General features: G+C 71.7%; 15 protein-coding genes, 3 tRNA genes and 1 pseudogene. 11 read left to right on the forward strand and 8 right to left on the reverse strand.

Translation table 11 applies throughout. The features are described 5' to 3' along the window. Positions 1 to 265 precede the first annotated feature (265 nt). The 3 genes and pseudogenes from HUV60_RS17605 (at position 266) to HUV60_RS17615 (ending at position 4,710) form a co-directional block, all read left to right on the forward strand. Positions 266 to 2,155: a hypothetical protein gene (locus HUV60_RS17605; protein ID WP_257850359.1), complete on the forward strand. Its 1,890-nt coding sequence runs from the start codon at positions 266 to 268 to the stop codon at positions 2,153 to 2,155. A 216-nt stretch (positions 2,156 to 2,371) separates the two neighbouring features. Continuing rightward, a pseudogene (locus HUV60_RS17610) lies at positions 2,372 to 3,667 on the forward strand (N,N-dimethylformamidase beta subunit family domain-containing protein); the annotation flags it as partial. Positions 3,668 to 3,810: 143 nt separating this feature from the next. Continuing rightward, positions 3,811 to 4,710 carry a phosphoribosylaminoimidazolesuccinocarboxamide synthase gene (locus HUV60_RS17615; protein ID WP_257850357.1) on the forward strand — a complete coding sequence of 300 codons (900 nt, stop codon included), beginning with the start codon at positions 3,811 to 3,813 and terminating at the stop codon, positions 4,708 to 4,710. Between the two features lie 95 nt (positions 4,711 to 4,805). Here HUV60_RS17615 and HUV60_RS17620 read toward each other — a convergent pair. From HUV60_RS17620 to HUV60_RS17655, 8 genes are all read right to left on the reverse strand, one after another. Next, a tRNA-Gly gene (locus tag HUV60_RS17620) sits at positions 4,806 to 4,878 on the reverse strand. A gap of 22 nt (positions 4,879 to 4,900) precedes the next feature. After that, positions 4,901 to 5,527 carry a response regulator transcription factor gene (locus tag HUV60_RS17625; protein ID WP_257850356.1) on the reverse strand — a complete coding sequence of 209 codons (627 nt, stop codon included), beginning with the start codon at positions 5,525 to 5,527 and terminating at the stop codon, positions 4,901 to 4,903. Continuing rightward, positions 5,524 to 6,906, reverse strand: a complete 1,383-nt coding sequence (locus HUV60_RS17630; RefSeq protein ID WP_443047326.1) for a sensor histidine kinase — start codon at positions 6,904 to 6,906, stop codon at positions 5,524 to 5,526. Before HUV60_RS17630 ends, HUV60_RS17625 begins: the two co-directional genes overlap by 4 nt. Positions 6,907 to 6,967: 61 nt before the next feature. Continuing rightward, a complete protein-coding gene (locus tag HUV60_RS17635) occupies positions 6,968 to 7,795 on the reverse strand; it encodes an ABC transporter permease (RefSeq protein WP_257850355.1) in 828 nt (275 codons plus the stop codon). Continuing rightward, entirely contained in the window at positions 7,792 to 8,787 is a 996-nt protein-coding gene (locus tag HUV60_RS17640) for an ABC transporter ATP-binding protein (RefSeq protein WP_257850354.1), read from the reverse strand. The genes HUV60_RS17635 and HUV60_RS17640 overlap by 4 nt, the downstream gene beginning before the upstream one ends. 157 nt (positions 8,788 to 8,944) lie before the next feature. Continuing rightward, a tRNA-Gly gene (locus HUV60_RS17645) sits at positions 8,945 to 9,017 on the reverse strand. Between the two features lie 80 nt (positions 9,018 to 9,097). Next, positions 9,098 to 9,169: transfer RNA gene (locus tag HUV60_RS17650), tRNA-Gly, on the reverse strand. A 200-nt stretch (positions 9,170 to 9,369) separates the two neighbouring features. Continuing rightward, the gene (locus HUV60_RS17655; protein WP_257850353.1) at positions 9,370 to 9,687 is read right to left on the reverse strand and encodes a histone-like nucleoid-structuring protein Lsr2; all 318 of its coding nucleotides are present in this window, start codon (positions 9,685 to 9,687) and stop codon (positions 9,370 to 9,372) included. 350 nt (positions 9,688 to 10,037) lie between these two features. Here HUV60_RS17655 and purS point away from each other — a divergent pair, with 350 nt between their 5' ends. From purS to purF, 8 genes are all read left to right on the forward strand, one after another. Further along, positions 10,038 to 10,301, forward strand: coding sequence for a phosphoribosylformylglycinamidine synthase subunit PurS (gene purS, locus HUV60_RS17660; protein WP_010045045.1), 264 nt, complete (start codon positions 10,038 to 10,040; stop codon positions 10,299 to 10,301). Then, entirely contained in the window at positions 10,298 to 11,002 is a 705-nt protein-coding gene (purQ, locus tag HUV60_RS17665; RefSeq protein WP_257850351.1) for a phosphoribosylformylglycinamidine synthase subunit PurQ, read from the forward strand. The genes purS and purQ overlap by 4 nt, the downstream gene beginning before the upstream one ends. Next, complete coding sequence (gene purL / locus HUV60_RS17670) at positions 10,999 to 13,257, forward strand: phosphoribosylformylglycinamidine synthase subunit PurL (RefSeq protein WP_257850350.1); 2,259 nt, start codon at positions 10,999 to 11,001, stop codon at positions 13,255 to 13,257. Before purQ ends, purL begins: the two co-directional genes overlap by 4 nt. A gap of 141 nt (positions 13,258 to 13,398) precedes the next feature. Then, positions 13,399 to 13,917 carry an ArsR/SmtB family transcription factor gene (locus HUV60_RS17675; protein WP_257850349.1) on the forward strand — a complete coding sequence of 173 codons (519 nt, stop codon included), beginning with the start codon at positions 13,399 to 13,401 and terminating at the stop codon, positions 13,915 to 13,917. Positions 13,918 to 13,957: 40 nt separating this feature from the next. Next, positions 13,958 to 14,797 carry a M23 family metallopeptidase gene (locus tag HUV60_RS17680; protein ID WP_257850348.1) on the forward strand — a complete coding sequence of 280 codons (840 nt, stop codon included), beginning with the start codon at positions 13,958 to 13,960 and terminating at the stop codon, positions 14,795 to 14,797. Positions 14,798 to 14,806: 9 nt separating this feature from the next. Further along, the gene (locus HUV60_RS17685; protein WP_257850347.1) at positions 14,807 to 15,604 is read left to right on the forward strand and encodes a maleylpyruvate isomerase family mycothiol-dependent enzyme; all 798 of its coding nucleotides are present in this window, start codon (positions 14,807 to 14,809) and stop codon (positions 15,602 to 15,604) included. Between the two features lie 24 nt (positions 15,605 to 15,628). Then, the gene (locus HUV60_RS17690; RefSeq protein ID WP_331462049.1) at positions 15,629 to 15,943 is read left to right on the forward strand and encodes an META domain-containing protein; all 315 of its coding nucleotides are present in this window, start codon (positions 15,629 to 15,631) and stop codon (positions 15,941 to 15,943) included. A 62-nt stretch (positions 15,944 to 16,005) separates the two neighbouring features. Beyond that, the gene (purF, locus tag HUV60_RS17695; RefSeq protein WP_257850346.1) at positions 16,006 to 17,532 is read left to right on the forward strand and encodes an amidophosphoribosyltransferase; all 1,527 of its coding nucleotides are present in this window, start codon (positions 16,006 to 16,008) and stop codon (positions 17,530 to 17,532) included. Positions 17,533 to 17,560 lie beyond the last annotated feature (28 nt).

The raw sequence follows: 17,560 nt of genomic DNA on the forward strand, positions 1-17,560 counted from the left end.
GGCACGGGACCCCCGGGGCCCCGGATCCGTCTCAGGATCCGGGGCCCGATCCTTGCCCTCCCCCGTCCGCCTTTCCCCCAAGTCATTCCATCGAGTGACCGATGCGGTATCCGGCTGACGAGGGCCGGAGCCCCAACTAGGGTGCCGCGCAAGCGTTCCGGCACTTGGCCCACCGGCATTGCGATGTCAGTGACGGGTGCCACAGTGGGGGAGTGGACAACGCCGGGACAGCGTCAGGACCGTCGGGAGGGGGGTGAGGCGGGTCATGAGCGGAGGCGGCATGGGCAGTGGGGCGAGCACGCAGACCGCGCGTTCACGGGCGCTCGCGGTGCTGCGCCTGCGCGGCAGGGCACTGGCCGTCGCCCTGCTGCCCGCGGCGGCCGCCGTGATCCTGCTCGTCGGTGTCCCCACCGGCCATTTCACCGGCGCCGGCTGGGACCTCGCCCGCTGGACGCTCACGCCGCTCGCCGTGCTGGCCCTGTTCGCCGCCGCCGGGGTCGCCCTGGTCGTCGCCCGAGCCCGGCCCGCGATGACTCCGACGGTCGCGATCGCCGAGGAGACCGCACCGGACCTGTACCGGATGGTGCGCGACCTCGCCGACCGGCTGGGCGTCCCCGCCCCGTCCGCGATAGCGCTCACCCCCGACTGCGACAGCTGGCTGGAGGACCGCACGCACCCGGCGCACGGCAGCCCCCCGTCCGCCGAGGAGCACGACGACATGGCGGGCGTGGGCCGGCATCCGCGCCGCCGGGCGGTCGCCGCACCCGTGCTGGTGATCGGCTCCCCGTTCCTGTGGTGGATGCGGGTGGGCGAGCTGCGCGCGGTCCTCGCGCCGGTCGTCGCCGGTACGGGGCCTTCGGCGCATCCGGACATAGCCGCCGCCCGGCGCTTCGTCCGCGGTCTCGACGCGGCGGTGGCGGTGACCTCGGAGCACCGCCGCGGGCCGGTGTTCCGCGCGGTGTTCGTGGGCCTCGGCTGGGTCGCGCGGGTACTGCTGCGCAGTTGCCGGGGCCACGCGGCCGAGATGGAGCGTGGGGTCGCCGCGGCGGCGGCCGAGCGTGCCCAGGCGGTGGACCACGGGCTGCGGATCGTCGCCCAGGAGCAGGTGGGACTGGCGTACGCGGGCTGGGACCGGCTGCTCACCCGGGTCGCGCTGCCCGCCTGGCGGATGGGCTGTTGGCCCTCGCGGCTCAATGTGGGGGTGGTGGCCGCGCTCACCGAGCTGTCCCGCCGGGACCGGCTGGCCGAGGGATTCGCCTCCCGTCTCGGCGAGCGGCCCGCCTGCGATCTGCTGGAGGAGCCCGGCGCGGTGGACGAGGCCACCTCCCTCCTCGCCGCCCGGCTCTTTTACGGCGGTCCCGCCGGGCGCGGGCCGGACTGGTCGCCGGTCCACTGGGGCGACTACCCGGAGGAGGTCGTCGACCGCAAGTGGCGTACGGACGCGGCCCGCCTCCACCGCGTCCTGGACGCCCTCGGCGTACGCTCCGCCGCCGGCGCGGACAGCCCGGGTTCCGAGGGCCCGACGCTCTCCCGTGTCCTCGACCACCTGACGGACCCCGGTCCAAAACCGCGCCCGGGACCGGGCCGGGGACCGGACTCCCGCGCAAAACCCCCGCCGCACGCGATCCCGCCCGCACACGGAGAGCACGGGGCACGCGGGGACCGGGAAGCCGCCCTCGTCGCCGGAGCGGACTCGGACGGTGCCGAAGACCTCGCCGGCACCACCCCGCGCAGCGTCGCCCTGGCCGCCCGTATCAGTGCCGAAGTGGCCCGCGAGGACGCGGCGGCCACCGCGCGGGCCGCGTCGGCCCCGGCGGCTCCGATTGCCCCGGCCCTGACGTCCGCGTCCATCGGTCCCTCCTCCCTCTGGGACGACCGGGCGCTGCCCCTGCTCCCCCTCCAGCCTCCGCGCACCGGTCGCGAACTGCTCGCCGACCACATCACGGCGATGGTCTGCTGCGCGGCCATGGACACCGCGGGCGCGACGCCCGGGCTCGACTGGCTCGACGGACCGGCCCTCCTCGTGGGCGGCGCACGCGTCACGGGCCTGCCCGCCCAGGTCATGAAGCTGATCGAGGACGGGGACCCCGCGGCCCTCCGCCTGTGGCTGACCCGGCAGGGCATACGCCCGGAGAAGCCGGTCCGGCTGGTCTGAGCAGGACGAGAGGAAGAGCCGGCTCCCGCTCCCCACCACCACCGGAGCTGGACCTTCCGCTTTTGGCCGGTTCGCGACGAAGGGTGACGCGACGCGTGCGTAATGTGATGTGCTTGGGCTGGTCGCGCTCCTTTGCCAGGGCTTGCGACATACGACAAGCACATTGCTGACCGCTGCAACGGGGCCTGCGGGAGGGGAGCGACCATGGGTGCGCAGCAGGGGCATCGCCGGATCGAGGGGTTCAGCTCCACCGGCGGGGTGGCACCCGGAGAGGCCATCGACTTCCACGTCACCGTCGACCCGCCCCAGGAGTTCCGCGTCGAGGTCCACCGCATCGGCCACTACGACGGGCGGGGCGCCACCCGGATCATGTCCGGCCCCCGGCTCGCCGGCATCGCGCAGCCCTCACCGCTCACCGCCGACCGGACGGTCTCCTGCCACCACTGGTGGCTGTCCTGGCGGCTGCCGGTCCCGTCGGACTGGAGCACCGGCGCCCATGTGGCCGTCCTGACCACCGCCGACGGCCGCCACCGCTCCCAGATCCCCTTCACGGTCCGCGACCACCGCCCGGCCGACCTGCTCGTCGTCCTGCCCGACATCACCTGGCAGCTCCACAACCGCTACCCGGAAGCCGACGGGACGGGCACGACCGACGCCGACGCCGGCGCCCGCATCGCGACCACCGTCTCCTTCGACCGCCCGTACGCGGGTGCCGGTCTGCCCGAGTACGCCGGTCACGCCTACGACGTCATCCGCTGGGCCGAGCGCTACGGCTACGACCTCGCCTACGCAGACGCCCGTGACCTGCACGCCGGCCGGGTCGACCCCACCCGGTACAAGGGCCTGGTCTTCCCCGGCCCCGACGCGTACTGGTCCCGGGCCATGCGCGGCGCCGCGGAAGACGCCCGCGCGTACGGCACCTCCCTCGTCTTCCTCTCCGCCCGGACCCTGTACGGGCGGGTGGAACTCGCACCCTCTCCGTCCGGAGTCCCCGACCGCCTGCTGACCTGCCGCAGCGGCGGACGCCGGAGCCCGGACCGCAGAACCCCGGGCCCTGGAGCACCGGACCGCAGGGCACCGGGCAGACCGGCGCTGTGGCGGGAGACGGACCGCGCGGAGCAGCAGCTGATCGGCGTCCAGTACGCCGGTCAGGTCCCCGAGCCGCACCCGCTCATCGTGCGCAATGCCGGTCACTGGCTGTGGGAGGGGACCGGGGCCTTCGAGGGCGACGGGATCGAAGGGCTGGTCGCCGGAGGGGCCGACCGTTACTTCCCGCGCACCCCGCTGCCCGAGCACGAGGAGCGGGTACTGCTCGCGCACTCCCCGTACACCGACCGGGCGGGGGCCGGACGGCACCAGGAGACCTCGCTCTACCGGGCGCCCTCCGGTGCCTGGGTCTTCGCGTCGGGCACGCTCACCTGGTCCCCGGCCCTGGGCCGCCCCGGCCGGACCGACCCGCGCATCCAGCGCGCCACCGCCAACCTCCTCGACCGCATCTGCAAGAACGACTGACCCGGCCGCCCGCCGTCCGGCCCCGACCAGCGGGCGCGGCCGTGCGTGCGGGACAATCGGAGGCATTAGTCCGCCGTCTCCCACCCATCCCGTGCGAGCCCCGCGGGCGCCCTGTCCGTTGTTCCGAAACACGCGGAGGAACCGTGTCCGGATTCGTCGAGAAGCCCGAGCCGATCCAGGTTCCGGGTCTGGTGCATCTGCACACCGGAAAGGTGCGCGAGCTGTACCGGAACGAGGCGGGTGACCTCGTGATGGTCGCCAGTGACCGCATCTCCGCCTACGACTGGGTGCTGCCGACCGAGATCCCGGACAAGGGCAGGGTCCTCACCCGGCTCTCCCTCTGGTGGTTCGACCAGCTCGCCGACCTGGTGCCGCACCACGTCCTGAGTACCGAGCTCCCCGCGGGCGTCCCCGCCGACTGGGAGGGCCGCACCCTCGTCTGCAAGTCGCTGCGGATGGCCCCTGTGGAGTGCGTGGCCCGCGGCTACCTCACCGGCTCGGGCCTCGCCGAGTACCAGGAGTCCCGTACGGTCTGCGGCCTCGCGCTCCCCGAGGGGCTGGTGGACGGATCGGAACTGCCCGCCCCGATCTTCACCCCGGCCACCAAGGCCGCAGTCGGTGAGCACGACGAGAACGTCTCCTACGAGGAGGTCGCCCGCCAGGTCGGTGCCGACACCGCGGCGCAGTTGCGGCAGGCCACCCTCGCCACGTACACCCGGGCCCGCGACATCGCCCGGAAACGGGGGATCATCCTCGCGGACACCAAGTTCGAGTTCGGGTTCGACGGCGACACGCTGGTCGTCGCGGACGAGGTGCTCACCCCGGACTCCTCCCGCTTCTGGCCGGCCGAGCAGTGGGAGCCGGGCCACGCGCAGCCGTCGTACGACAAGCAGTACGTGCGGGACTGGCTGACCTCCGCCGAGTCGGGCTGGGACCGGGCGGGTGAGCAGCCCCCGCCGGCGCTGCCGCAGCACGTCGTGGACGCGACCCGGGCGAAGTACGTGGAGGCGTACGAGCGTCTGACGGGCGTCCCCTGGAGCTGAGGCCGTACCTGTGCGAGCCGGGCCTCAGTGCCCGGCGTCCGCGCCGGGCGCACACGAGGAAGACCCCGGTCCGTCGGACCGGGGTCTGATTCCCGAGCGGACGACGAGGTTCGAACTCGCGACCTCAACCTTGGCAAGGTTGCGCTCTACCAGCTGAGCTACGTCCGCATGCGCCGTGGCGCGAGAGCAACTATACCCAACCCCGCTCGCGCGCGAGCCGCACTGCGGCGTGACGGTTCTCCGCACCGAGTTTCGTGGCGGCGGACGACAGGTAGTTCCGCACGGTCCCCTGGGACAGCGCGGCCCGCTCCGCGATCTCGGCCACGGGCGCCCCGTCGGCCGCGAGTTCCAGCACCTCGGCCTCACGCGCGGTCAGAGGTGAGTCGCCGGCGGCGATCGCGTCGGCTGCCAACTCGGGATCCACGTAACGGTTTCCCGCGTGGACGGTGCGGATGATCTCCGCGAGGTGCTGTGCGCTGACGGTCTTGGGGACGAAGCCGCGCACCCCCGCCGCGAGGGCCCGCTTCAGATGTCCGGGACGCCCGTGACTGGTCACGATCAGCACGCGGCAGCCGGGGAGTTCCGCCCGCAGTGAGGCGGCGACCTTCACACCGTCCGCGCCGGGCATCTGCAGATCCAGTACCGCGACGTCGGGGGTGTGCGCACGCGCCATCGCCAGCGCCTCCGGTCCGGAGGCCGCCTCGGCGACGATCACGAGGTCGTCCTCCAGGGACAACAGGGTGGCGAGTGCCCCCCGGATCAGATGCTCGTCGTCGGCGAGCAGCAGCCGGACGGGTCCGGGCGGTGTCGGCGTCATGGGGTGACCTCGTTTCCGGAGTCCGCGGAGACGGGTGCCGTGGTCTGCGCCCCAAGACCCGTAGGCACGGGGGGTTCGGCGGCCCTCGACGCCACCGCCCCGGCCCTCGGCCCCGCCCCGGCTCCCGCCCCTGCGGGCGCGGACGACGGCACCTCCGCCGTCAGCAGGAACCGCCCGTCCCCGGTCGGTCCGGCCCGCAGCGTGCCGCCGATCTCCGCCAGCCGCTCGCGCAGCCCGACGAGACCGGAGCCCCGGCCGGGCCCGTCGGCGCCGTCCGGCACCCCGTCGTTGTCCACCGTCAGCACCGCACGCCCCTCCAGCGCTCTTACCTCCACCGCGCATTGCCGCGCGTCGCCGTGCCGCAGCACATTGGTCGCCGCCTCCCGTACCACCCAGCCCAGCGCGGACTGCACCTGTGGCGGGAGCCCGACCGCGGGGCCGGTGACCGCGCAGTCGATGCCGGCCGCGGTCAGCACTCCCTTCGCGCCCGCGAGTTCGCTGTTCAGATCGGCCTCGCGGTAGCCGCGTACCACCTCACGCACCTCCCGCTGGGTCTCGTGGGCCAGCCGCTGCACCTCGACCATCTGCGTGACCGCCTCAGGCCGTTCGCGCTGGGCCAACTGGACGGCCAGCTCGCTCTTGAGCGCGATCACGGCGAGGTTGCGGCCCATGACGTCGTGCAGGTCCCGCCCGAACCGCAGCCGCTCCTCCGCGACGGCGAGCCGGGTACGGGTCTCGCGGGCCTCGTCGAGTTCGTGGACGACGTTGAGCAGCCAGAGCGAGAGGAGGTGGGTGGAGGTGACGAACCCGGTGCTGAGCAGGACCACCCCCGCGATGATCAGTGCGCCGGGGGCGGCCATGCCGGAGGCGAAGGCCGCCGCTCCCGAGCCCGCCGCGAAGCCCGCCGCGCAGGCGAGCGTCCCCCGTCGGTCGCGCAGGCCGAGCGTGGTCGTTCCCGCGCCGAAGGCCAGGACGATCACGAAGGCCATGAGGAGCGCCCCGTCGGCGTCCTGGCCCGCCCGGCCGTGGTCGACGAGCGAGACGGCCGTCGCCGCGACGGCGGCGGTGACGGCGCCGAGAGCCCACAGCAGCCGTACCGGCTTCGCCCGCCGCCCGCGCTGCCAGTCCAGCGCCCGCGAGGCGAGCACACCGCCGAGTACGCAGTGCCCGGCGACGAGGAGCATCAGCACGGCCGTCGGCCCCGGCCCGGGGTGCTCCTCCCGCGCGAGCAGTCCGAGGAGCTGCCCGCCGGCCGTCACGAACTCGACCAGCACCATGAAGTGGAACGACCACCGCGTGTACGCCTCGACCTTCGCCGGGGTGCTCTTACGCCGCCACCAGCGACCCGGCCTGCGGATGTCCTCGCCCGGTCTGCCCATGTCCTCGCCCGCCCCGCTCTCCGGTCCGCCCTCGCGCCCGCGTACTTCGCGCCCGCGTGCCTCAGCGTCGCGGTTCCCAGCGGAACCACCGGCGTACAGCAAACACCGACACCAGCGTCCAGGCCACACCGGTCGTCAGGGCGAACAGCGTCTCGGAGCCGGACAGGTTTCCGGTGAAGCCGCCGCGCACCAGGGTCATGACCGGAGTGAAGGGCAGCAGTGCGCAGATGGAGGCCAGCCGGTCGGGCAGGATCTCCAGCGGGACGGTCATGCCGGAGGCGAGCACCGAGACCAGGATCACCGGCATCGAGGTGACCTGCGCGCTCTCGGCGGTCCGGGTGAAACTCGCGGTGACGGCGGCGAGTCCCGCGCTCAGCACCAGCCCCAGCAGCAGTCCCAGGACGGCCAGATGGACGGCCTGCGGTGCGGCCATGTCCATGAGCAGTGCGCAGCCCACTGCCAGCAGCAGCGACTGCGCCAGCCCGATCGCGCCGGACGGCAGCGAGGACGCGGTCAGGATCTCGGCGTCCCGCAGTTCTCCGGTGCGCAGCCGCTTCAGCACGAGTTCCTCGCGCCGGGTGACGAAGACGCCGACGAGCGCCGCGTAGACGGCGAACAGCAGGGAGAAGCCGATCGCGGCGGGCACGATCAGGGTGCCGACGCTCAGACCCGCCCCGGCGAGGTCCATCTCGTCGGCCGCGGTGCGGAGGCTGAACGGCACCACCACCGGGACGAACAGCGCGGCGAAGAGCGTGCCCTTGCTGCGCCCCAGCAGCGTCAGCTCGGCGCGGGCGAGGGCCCGTACACGTCCCACGGGGGTGCTGACCGCCGTGCTCCTGACGTGTGTTCCCTTGGCCGCCCCCTTGGGCGGTGTGACCGTGCCGCTCATACCGCGTACTCCTTTCCGGTGGTGGACGCCTTGCCGGCCGAGGCTTCGTGCGCGTGGTCACGCGCGGAGACGTCGTGGGCGATGCCCAGGAACGCCTCCTCCAGCGACGCCGAGCGCACGTCCAGCCTCTTCAGTTCCATTCCGGACTGCTCGGCCCACACCAGCAGGCGGGTCGCCGACCGTTGCAGCTCACGGGTGTGCAGCTTGACGGTCCGTCCGTCCAGCTCGTGTCCGCTCACGCCCAGCTCGTCAAGCGGCGGCAGGTCGCCGGGGAAGCAGCCCTGGGGCAGTTCGAAGGTGATCCGGGACGGCTGCGCGGCGGTCACCTCGGCGGGTGTGCCGGTGGTGGCGATGCGTCCCTTGTGCATGATCGCGAGGTGGTCGGCCAGCGCCTCGGCCTCCTCCAGGTAGTGGGTGGTCAGCAGTACGGTGGTGCCGTTGTCACGCAGCTCCCGTACCAACCGCCAGGTGTCGCGGCGCCCTTCGGCGTCCAGACCGGTGGTCGGCTCGTCGAGGAACAGCACCTCGGGGTCGCCGAGCAGCGCGAGGGCCAGGTCCAGACGGCGCCGCTCACCCCCGGACAGCTGCTTGACCCGTACGTCGCCCTTGCCGCCCAGTCCGACCAGCGGCAGCACCTCCTGCGGCGGACGGGCCCCGCTGACGGCGCCGGCCCACATCCGCGCGGTCTCCATGACGGTCAGGTCGGACGGGAAGCCGCCTTCCTGGAGCATCACGCCGGTGTGGGGCCGTACGGCGGTGCGGTCGGTGTAGGGGTCGTGCCCGAAGATCCTGACCTGCCCGCCCGTCGGTGCCGCGAGGCCCTCCAGCAGTTCGAGGGTGGAGGTCTTGCCCGCGCCGTTGGTGCCCAGCAGCGCGAAGACCTCCCCCCGCCGTGCGGAGAAGCTGACCCCGCGCACGGCCTCGAACCCGCCCCCGTACACACGGCGCAGGTCGGTGACCTCAATCACGTGTTCGTGTCCGTTTGCTCGCATGCTTCGACCATTCCGCCCGTACGGGCCGGACAGCAGTGCGCGCTGTCATCACCCGGGATGACAAATGTCAGACGGCCTGCACTGCCGGGAGCACGGAGGACTCGGGTCTGGGGCACACGAAAAGACCCCGGTCCATTGGACCGGGGTCTGACTCCCGAGCGGACGACGAGGTTCGAACTCGCGACCTCAACCTTGGCAAGGTTGCGCTCTACCAGCTGAGCTACGTCCGCATTGCCTCCGACCGGCTTTCACCGATCGGTGCGAGCACCAGCCTACCTGATCGACTTGGCCGACCGGTACGACTGCGCAGAGCGGGTGACAGGAATTGCACACTGCGCCTTCCCCCTGGAAGGGGGATGTTCTACTACTGAACTACACCCGCATGTACTCCGTGAGCCGGGCCTTTCGGCCTTGCCCCTCGGCGTGCTCCAGACTCTAGCTGATCAGCGGGGGTGCTGCGCAAGTCGGCTGTTCCGAGGGGTCGATGACCGCCGGGTTTCTGGCACACCTGTCCGGGCCGAGCCCGACCGCCGGAGCCGGCCCCGACCGCCGGAGGCGATCACGGCCCGGTCCGCGGGGTGCTCACCGCGCCGCGGCGAACGCCTCGTAGACCCGCTTGGGGATCCGCCCGCGTGCGGGGACGTCCATCCGGTTCGACCGGGCCCAGGCGCGCACGGCCGCCGGATCGGGGGCGACCTCCGTCTGCTTGTAGGTCCGCCCCGAGCGGGAACGCTTGCGGCCGGCCTCCACGTAGGGTGCGAGCGCCGTCCGCAGCCCGTCGGCGTTGTCTTCGTTCAGGTCGATCTCGTACGACTTGCCGTCGAGTCCGAAGGCGATCGTTTCCGCCGCTTCCGAGCCGTCGATGTCGTCAAAGAGAGTGACCACGACCTTCTGCGCCACGAATATCGGTCCCTTCGTGCGACACCTCTGTTGACGTCCGTGATGACGTGCCGGGGCGTCGCTGAGATGTCGGCTGTCCGCCTGTAATCGGGCAAAGTACCTGCTAATGACAATTCATTTGTACAGTGCCCGGCATTGCATTGTGAAGCTCGACTAAATCTGTCCGCGTGTCCTGCGCGCAATAGGGATACGCGACGGAACGCGGATCTTTCCCGGATTTTTTCCCGGAGGCCTCCCCAAGATGCCGAATCGTGATCGGGGTCACGTAGATTCCTCCAACTCTACTCGCGTAGAAATTTTGTGCGGGTAGTCTGAAGGAACCTGCTCAGCACCACACACCGGGAGTGCCAGTGGCACGCGTCGTAGTCGACGTCATGCTCAAGCCGGAGATCCTCGACCCCCAGGGCCAGGCGGTGCAGCGCGCACTGCCGCGGCTGGGATTCGAAGGGATCTCGGACGTTCGCCAGGGAAAGCGATTCGAACTGGAAGTTGACGGGCCGGTCGACGAGGCCGCGCTCGCCCGCATCCACGATCTTGCGGAATCCTTCCTCGCCAACACCGTGATCGAGGACTTCACCGTCAGGGTCGAAGAAGTCGCGGAGGCCGTGAAGTGACCGCTCGTATTGGCGTCGTCACTTTCCCGGGCAGCCTCGACGACCGTGACAGCCGGCGCGCGATCCGGCTCGCGGGCGCCGAGCCGGTCGCCCTGTGGCACAAGGACAAGGACCTTCACCAGGTCGACGCCGTGGTGCTCTGCGGCGGATTCTCCTACGGCGACTACCTGCGCGCCGGGGCCATCGCCCGTTTCTCGCCGGTGATGGACACCGTCATCGAGCAGGCGAAGGCGGGACTGCCCGTCCTCGGCATCTGCAACGGCTTCCAGATCCTCACCGAGGCGCACCTGCTCCCCGGCGGCATGCTGGGCAACGACCACCTGCACTTCATCTGCCGTGACCAGAAGTTGCGGGTGGAGAACGCGGACACCGCCTGGACCGGTGACTACACCGCCGGGCAGGAGATCAGCATCCCGCTGAAGAACATGGACGGCCGTTACGTCGCCGACGCGCGCACGCTGGACGAGCTCGAGGCCGAGGGCCGCGTCGCCTTCCGCTACGTCACCGACGGCGAAGCCGCCGACGGTGACGGCAACCCCAACGGCTCGCTCAACGACATCGCCGGCATCGCCAACGCGGCGGGCAACGTCGTCGGTCTGATGCCGCACCCCGAGCACGCCGTCGAGCCGCTGATCGGCACCGGCCGCACCGACGGCCTCCCGTTCTTCACCTCGATCCTCAAGAAGCTGGTCAACGCATGAGCCGGACGCCTCTGGACACGGTCGAGCACGCGGCGAAGACCCCCGACGTCGAGTTGCCCTGGGCCGAACTCGGTCTCAAAAAGGACGAGTACGAGCGGGTGGTGGAGATCCTCGGCCGTCGCCCGACCGGTGCCGAGCTCGCCATGTACTCGGTGATGTGGTCCGAGCACTGCTCGTACAAGTCCTCCAAGGTCCACCTCCGCCAGTTCGGCGAGAAGGCCCCGCAGTCCGACGCGATGCTCGTCGGCATCGGTGAGAACGCCGGTGTCGTCGACGTCGGCCAGGGCTACGCGGTGACCTTCAAGGTCGAGTCGCACAACCACCCGTCCTACGTCGAGCCCTACCAGGGCGCCGCGACCGGTGTCGGCGGCATCGTCCGCGACATCATCGCGATGGGCGCCCGCCCGGTCGCCGTCGTGGACCCGCTGCGCTTCGGGGCAGCCGACCACCCGGACACCAAGCGCGTCCTGCCCGGCGTCGTCGCCGGCATCGGCGGCTACGGCAACTGCCTGGGCCTGCCGAACATCGGGGGCGAGGTCGTCTTCGACTCCTGCTACCAGGGCAACCCGCTGGTCAACGCCGGCGCCATCGGTGTCATGCGGCACGAGGACATCCACCTCGCCAAGGCGTCCGGCGCGGGCAACAAGGTCATCCTGTACGGGGCCAGGACCGGCGGCGACGGCATCGGCGGCGCCTCCATCCTGGCGAGCGAGACCTTCGACGACGCGAAGCCCTCCAAACGCCCCGCCGTGCAGGTCGGCGATCCCTTCCAGGAGAAGCTCCTCATCGAGTGCACCCTGGAGGCGTTCCGCGAGAAGCTGGTCGTCGGCATCCAGGACCTGGGCGCCGCAGGCCTCTCCTGCGCCACCTCCGAGCTGGCCTCCAACGGCTCCGGCGGTATGCGCGTCACCCTCGACGAGGTACCCCTGCGCGACTCGACCCTGTCTCCCGAGGAAATCCTCATGAGCGAGTCGCAGGAACGCATGTGCGCGGTGGTCGAGCCGGAGAAGGTCGACCGCTTCCTCGAGATCTGCGAGAAGTGGGACGTCATCGCCACCGTCATCGGCGAGGTCACCGACGGCGACCGCCTGGAGATCTACTGGCACGGTGGCAGGATCGTCGACGTCGACCCGCGCACCGTAGCCCACGACGGCCCGGTCTACGAGCGCCCCTACGCGCGTCCCGAGTGGCAGGACGCGCTCCAGGCCGACGACGCCGGCAAGCTGCCCCGCCCGGCGACCTCCGAGGAGCTGAGGGACCAGGTCCTGAAGCTGGTGGGCTCGCCCAACCAGGCCTCGAAGCAGTGGATCACCCAGCAGTACGACCACTTCGTCCAGGGCAACACCGTCCTCGCCCAGCCCGAGGACTCCGGCATGATCCGCGTCGACGAGAAGACCGGCCTCGGCGTCGCCATCGCCACCGACGGCAACGGCCGGTACGCCAAGCTGGACCCGTACACGGGTGCGCAGCTGGCGCTCGCCGAGGCGTACCGGAACGTGGCGACGACCGGCGCGAAGCCCCTCGCCGTCTCCGACTGCCTGAACTTCGGCTCGCCCGAGGACCCGGCCGTCATGTGGCAGTTCGCCGAGGCCGTCCGCGGTCTCGCCGACGGCTGCCTGCAGCTCGGCACCCCGGTGACCGGCGGCAACGTCTCGCTCTACAACCAGACCGGTGAGGCCGCCATCCACCCGACCCCGGTGGTCGCGGTCCTCGGCGTCATCGACGACGTGGCCCGGCGCACGCCGGTCGCCTTCCGGGAGGAGGGTCAGCTGCTCTACCTCCTCGGCGACACGCGTGAGGAGTTCGGCGGCTCGGCCTGGTCCCAGGTGATCCACGACCACCTCGGCGGCCTGCCGCCCAAGGTCGACCTGGAGCGCGAGCGGCTGCTCGCCGAGATCCTGATCTCCGCGTCCCGCGACGGCATGATCGACTCCGCACACGACCTGTCCGACGGAGGTCTGGTCCAGGCCGTGGTCGAGTCGGCGCTGCTGGGCGGCAAGGGCGCGCGGCTCGTCGTACCGGACGGGCTGGACGCGTTCACCCTCCTGTTCTCCGAGTCGGCCGGCCGCGCGGTCGTCGCCGTGCCGCGCTCGGAGGAGATGCGCTTCACCGACATGTGCGGTGTCCGCGGCCTCCCGGCGACGCGCGTCGGCGTCGTCGACGGGGACACGGTGGAGCTCCAGGGCGAGTTCACGCTCCCCCTCGCGGAACTGCGCGAGACCCACGAGGCGACGATCCCGGCGCTGCTGGCCTGACCGGCTCCCGCCCTTCCGCCTTTCCGGCACGCCCCTTCCGTACGAAGCCCCCGCCCGGGTCAGGGCGGGGGCTTCGGCGTTGAGCGGGTCCGCCGCCGGAAGGCGTTGCGCGTGATTGCGTAGTTACGTAATCTCGAAATCGTGGAACTCGAAGAACGTGTCGCCGCCCTCGAACGCCGGCTCGCCGCACTGGAGACGGCGGAAACGGCGGAAACGGCGCGTCTCGGCGCCCGCCGCCCGGGGGAGGGCGGCTTCTGGGCGCTGGAAGGGCTGAAGAACCAGCTCGCCGAGCTGGGGGCGGCCGACGGGGGCGTGCTGTTCACCGGCTTGGTCCGGCTGCCGACCAATGAACAGTACGAGTGGCAGGACGGCTCTCTCACCGGAGGACTGCTGGACGAGGACTGGCCGGCCGCCGCCGAGCCGCTCGCCGCCCTCGGCCACCCGGTCCGGCTGCGGCTGCTCCGCGAGATCCTCGGCGGCCGGCGCACCGCCGCCGAACTCGCGGAGCTGGACGGCGTCGGCACGACCGGCCAGATCTACCACCACCTGAGCCGGCTCACCGGTGCCGGCTGGCTGCACACCACCGGCCGGGGCCGCCACGAGGTGCCGGCGGGCCGGGTCGTACCGCTGCTGGTGCTGCTGTCCGCTGCACTGACCTGACCGGGGCCGATCACCACACCCACGACGATCAGGGGGAACCTTGTCCGCACGCAAACTCGCCATGACGACCTTCCGCGGTCTGCAGCTGGGCTTCATCGCCCTGATGATCGCCCACATCTGCCTCGGCTGGGGATACCCGGTCCTGTGGAACCTGCTGCCGCTGCTCCTCGCCTACGTCCTGATCACCGTGGTCAACCGGTGGGGCGGCGGTGCCCCGGACCACCCGCGCGTCGCGCGTGAACCGGTCGAGGTCGATCCGCCGGTGACCGGCCGCTGGTCCGCGCTGAACAGCCCGGCCGACCGCACCCCGAGCCACGGCACCCACGCCTACGGCCAGACGTACGCCATCGACATCGTCGCCGAGCCCGGGCCGGGCGCCCGGCCCGCGTTCTCCCTGCTGTGGCCGCTCGCCCGCCGCCCCGCCGCCTTCCCCGCGTACGGCGCTCCCCTGCGCGCGGTCGCCGACGCCACGGTCGTCCGGGTCTCGGACGGGCAGCGCGACCACCTCAGCCGCACCTCGCTGCCCGGGCTGCTGTACCTGATGCTCGTCGAGGGCTCGGTGCGTGAGATGGGCGGGGTCCACCGGATCGTCGGCAACCACCTGGTGCTGGACCTCGGCGACGGGACGTATGCCGCCTACGCGCACGTGCGGCGCGGCTCGTTCACCGTCCGCGAGGGCGACAGGGTGCGGGCCGGACAGGTGCTCGCCCGCTGCGGCAATTCGGGCAACTCCTCCGAGCCGCACCTGCACTTCCAGCTGATGGACGGCCCCGACCCGGACATCGCGCGGGGCGTCCCGTTCGCATGGCGCGGCATCGGCGTCCCCCGGGGCGGCGAGGTGTTCGACGTCCCCGAACCGGCGTCGGCGGCCCCCGCATAGGCTGCCGCCATGCCCCCGGCCAAGAAGCGCACCCGCTCCTACGACCCCGCCAGGACCCGAGCCGCCGTACTGGCCCAGTTCGAGAACGTCCGCGCGGCCGTTCGGACCCTCACCCCCGAGCAGCTCGCGCTGCCCACCCGCCTCGGCGACTGGACCGTGCGGGACCTGATCGCGCACCTGGCCCTGACCGTCGCGGGTGTCGGCCGGGCCCTGGAGCGGGACGAACCGGCGAAGCCCGGACTCGCGCTGCTGGACTACCCCTCCGCGACCGCCGCCCACGCCGGTGCCGTCGCCGAGGGCTCCCGGGACCTCGCCGGGGCGACCCCCGACCTCGACGCACTCCTCGCCCGCACCGGGGAGGACCTGGCCCGGCACCTCGACGCCGCCCCGTACACCCGCGTCCTCGCGATGCGCGCCGGCGCCGTGACCCTCACCGACCACCTGGTCACCCGCGCCGTCGAGCTCGTCGTCCACACCGACGACCTGGGCGCCGCCGTGCCCGGCCTGGACATCCCCCACGACCGTCAGGCCCTGGCCGCGTGCACCCGGATGCTGGCCGACACGCTCGCCGCGAAGGCGCCCGGCGGCTCGACGGAGGTGCGGATCCCGCCGTACGCGGTCGTCCAGTGCGTGGAGGGGCCGAGGCACACCCGGGGCACCCCGCCCAACGTCGTCGAGACCGACCCGCTGACCTGGATCCGCCTGGCCACCGGGCGCACGACGTGGCAGGACGCGGTGGCCGACGGCACGGTCGGCGCGAGCGGGGAGCGGGCGGACCTCGGACCGTATCTGCCGTTGATGAGTTGAGGCGACGGCGGCGCGGACAGCCTCCTGCACGGCACCACGTGGAAGATCACGTCCCCCGACGCCGCGGGCCGCGTGCACCTCACCTTCGACGAGAAGGAGGGCCCCGTCTCCGGAAGCCCCGGCTGCAACAAGATGAACGCCGACGCCACCGTCCGCGATGGCCGTATCACCGTCAACACGCCCACCACGACCCGAATGGTGTGCGAAGACTCACTCATCAAGGCCGAGAAGCGGCTGCTGCGGCTTTTCGACACCCTGCCCGGCTATCGGACAGACCATCAGAACGTGACGCTGACCAGCGAAAACGGAACGACCGTCGAGGCCTTCGCCGCCGGATGATCCACAACTGAGGCCGCGTACCCAATTCGGACCAGCACTCGACCTCGCCTACACTCGGTGGCGTGCCACGTGGTGACGGACGACTCAACCACGACCTGCTCCCCGGAGAGAAGGGCCCCCAGGACGCCTGCGGCGTCTTCGGCGTCTGGGCTCCGGGCGAAGAGGTCGCCAAGCTCACGTACTTCGGGCTCTACGCCCTCCAGCATCGGGGCCAGGAATCCGCGGGTATCGCGGTCAGCAACGGCTCCCAGATCCTCGTCTTCAAGGACATGGGCCTGGTGTCCCAGGTCTTCGACGAGACCTCGCTCGGTTCGCTCCAGGGTCATATCGCGGTCGGTCACGCCCGCTACTCGACCACCGGCGCCTCCGTGTGGGAGAACGCCCAGCCCACCTTCCGCGCCACTGCGCAGGGATCGATCGCGCTCGGCCACAACGGCAACCTGGTCAACACGGCGGAGCTCGCCGAGCTGGCCGCCGAACTCCCCAAGGAGAACGGTCGCGCCCTCAGGGCGGCGGCCACCAACGACACCGACCTGATCACCGCCCTGCTGGCCGGCCAGCGTGCCGCCGACGGCGAACCGGTGACCGTGGAGCAGGCCGCGCACGTGGTCCTCCCACAGGTCAAGGGTGCCTTCAGCCTCGTCTTCATGGACGAGAACACGCTGTACGCGGCCCGCGACCCGCAGGGCATCCGTCCGCTGGTCCTCGGCCGTCTGGAGCGCGGCTGGGTCATCGCCTCCGAGTCCGCCGCCCTCGACATCTGCGGCGCCAGCTATGTGCGCGAGATCGAGCCGGGCGAGTTCGTCGCCATCGACGAGAACGGCCTGCGCTCCTCACGATTCGCGGACGCGAAGCCCAAGGGCTGTGTCTTCGAGTACGTGTACCTGGCCCGCCCGGACACCGACATCGCCGGACGCAACGTCTATCTGTCGCGCGTCGAGATGGGCCGCCGCCTCGCCGAGGAGGCGCCCGCCGAGGCCGACCTGGTGATAGCGACGCCGGAGTCCGGCACCCCGGCCGCCATCGGCTACGCGGAGGCGTCCGGCATCCCCTTCGGCGCCGGCCTGGTCAAGAACGCGTATGTCGGGCGGACGTTCATCCAGCCCTCGCAGACCATCCGGCAGCTCGGCATCCGCCTGAAGCTGAACCCGCTCAAGGAAGTCATCAAGGGCAAGCGCCTGGTCGTCGTCGACGACTCGATCGTGCGCGGCAACACCCAGCGCGCCCTGGTCCGCATGCTCCGCGAGGCGGGCGCCGCCGAGGTCCACATCCGGATCTCCTCGCCGCCCGTGAAGTGGCCCTGCTTCTTCGGCATCGACTTCGCGACCCGCGCGGAGCTCATCGCCAATGGCATGTCCATCGAGGAGATCGGTGTGACGCTGGGCGCCGACTCCCTGGCGTACATCTCCATCGACGGCATGATCGAGGCGACGACCATCGCCAAGCCGGACCTGTGCCGCGCCTGCTTCGACGGCGAGTACCCGATGGATCTGCCCGACCCCGAGCTCCTCGGCAAGCGGCTGCTGGAGACCGAGCTGGCCGCCGGCACGGCCGCACCGGCCGCGGTCGACGCGATCCGCCGTCCGTAAGTCCTTGCCCTGCCGTAACGAGACGAAG

It is taken from the genome of Streptomyces sp. KMM 9044, assembly GCF_024701375.2.
Taxonomy (GTDB): Bacteria; Actinomycetota; Actinomycetes; order Streptomycetales; family Streptomycetaceae; genus Streptomyces.

Bases quoted from the DNA above. Each gene is read 5' to 3' on its own strand.
- HUV60_RS17605 (WP_257850359.1), top strand. From the start codon at position 266: ATGAGCGGAGGCGGCATGGGCAGTGGGGCGAGCACGCAGACCGCGCGT.
- HUV60_RS17625 (WP_257850356.1), bottom strand. From the start codon at position 5,527: ATGACGCCGACACCGCCCGGACCCGTCCGGCTGCTGCTCGCCGACGAC.
- HUV60_RS17630 (WP_443047326.1), bottom strand. From the start codon at position 6,906: ATGGGCAGACCGGGCGAGGACATCCGCAGGCCGGGTCGCTGGTGGCGG.
- HUV60_RS17635 (WP_257850355.1), bottom strand. From the start codon at position 7,795: ATGAGCGGCACGGTCACACCGCCCAAGGGGGCGGCCAAGGGAACACAC.
- HUV60_RS17640 (WP_257850354.1), bottom strand. From the start codon at position 8,787: ATGCGAGCAAACGGACACGAACACGTGATTGAGGTCACCGACCTGCGC.
- purL (WP_257850350.1), top strand. From the start codon at position 10,999: ATGAGCCGGACGCCTCTGGACACGGTCGAGCACGCGGCGAAGACCCCC.
- HUV60_RS17685 (WP_257850347.1), top strand. From the start codon at position 14,807: ATGCCCCCGGCCAAGAAGCGCACCCGCTCCTACGACCCCGCCAGGACC.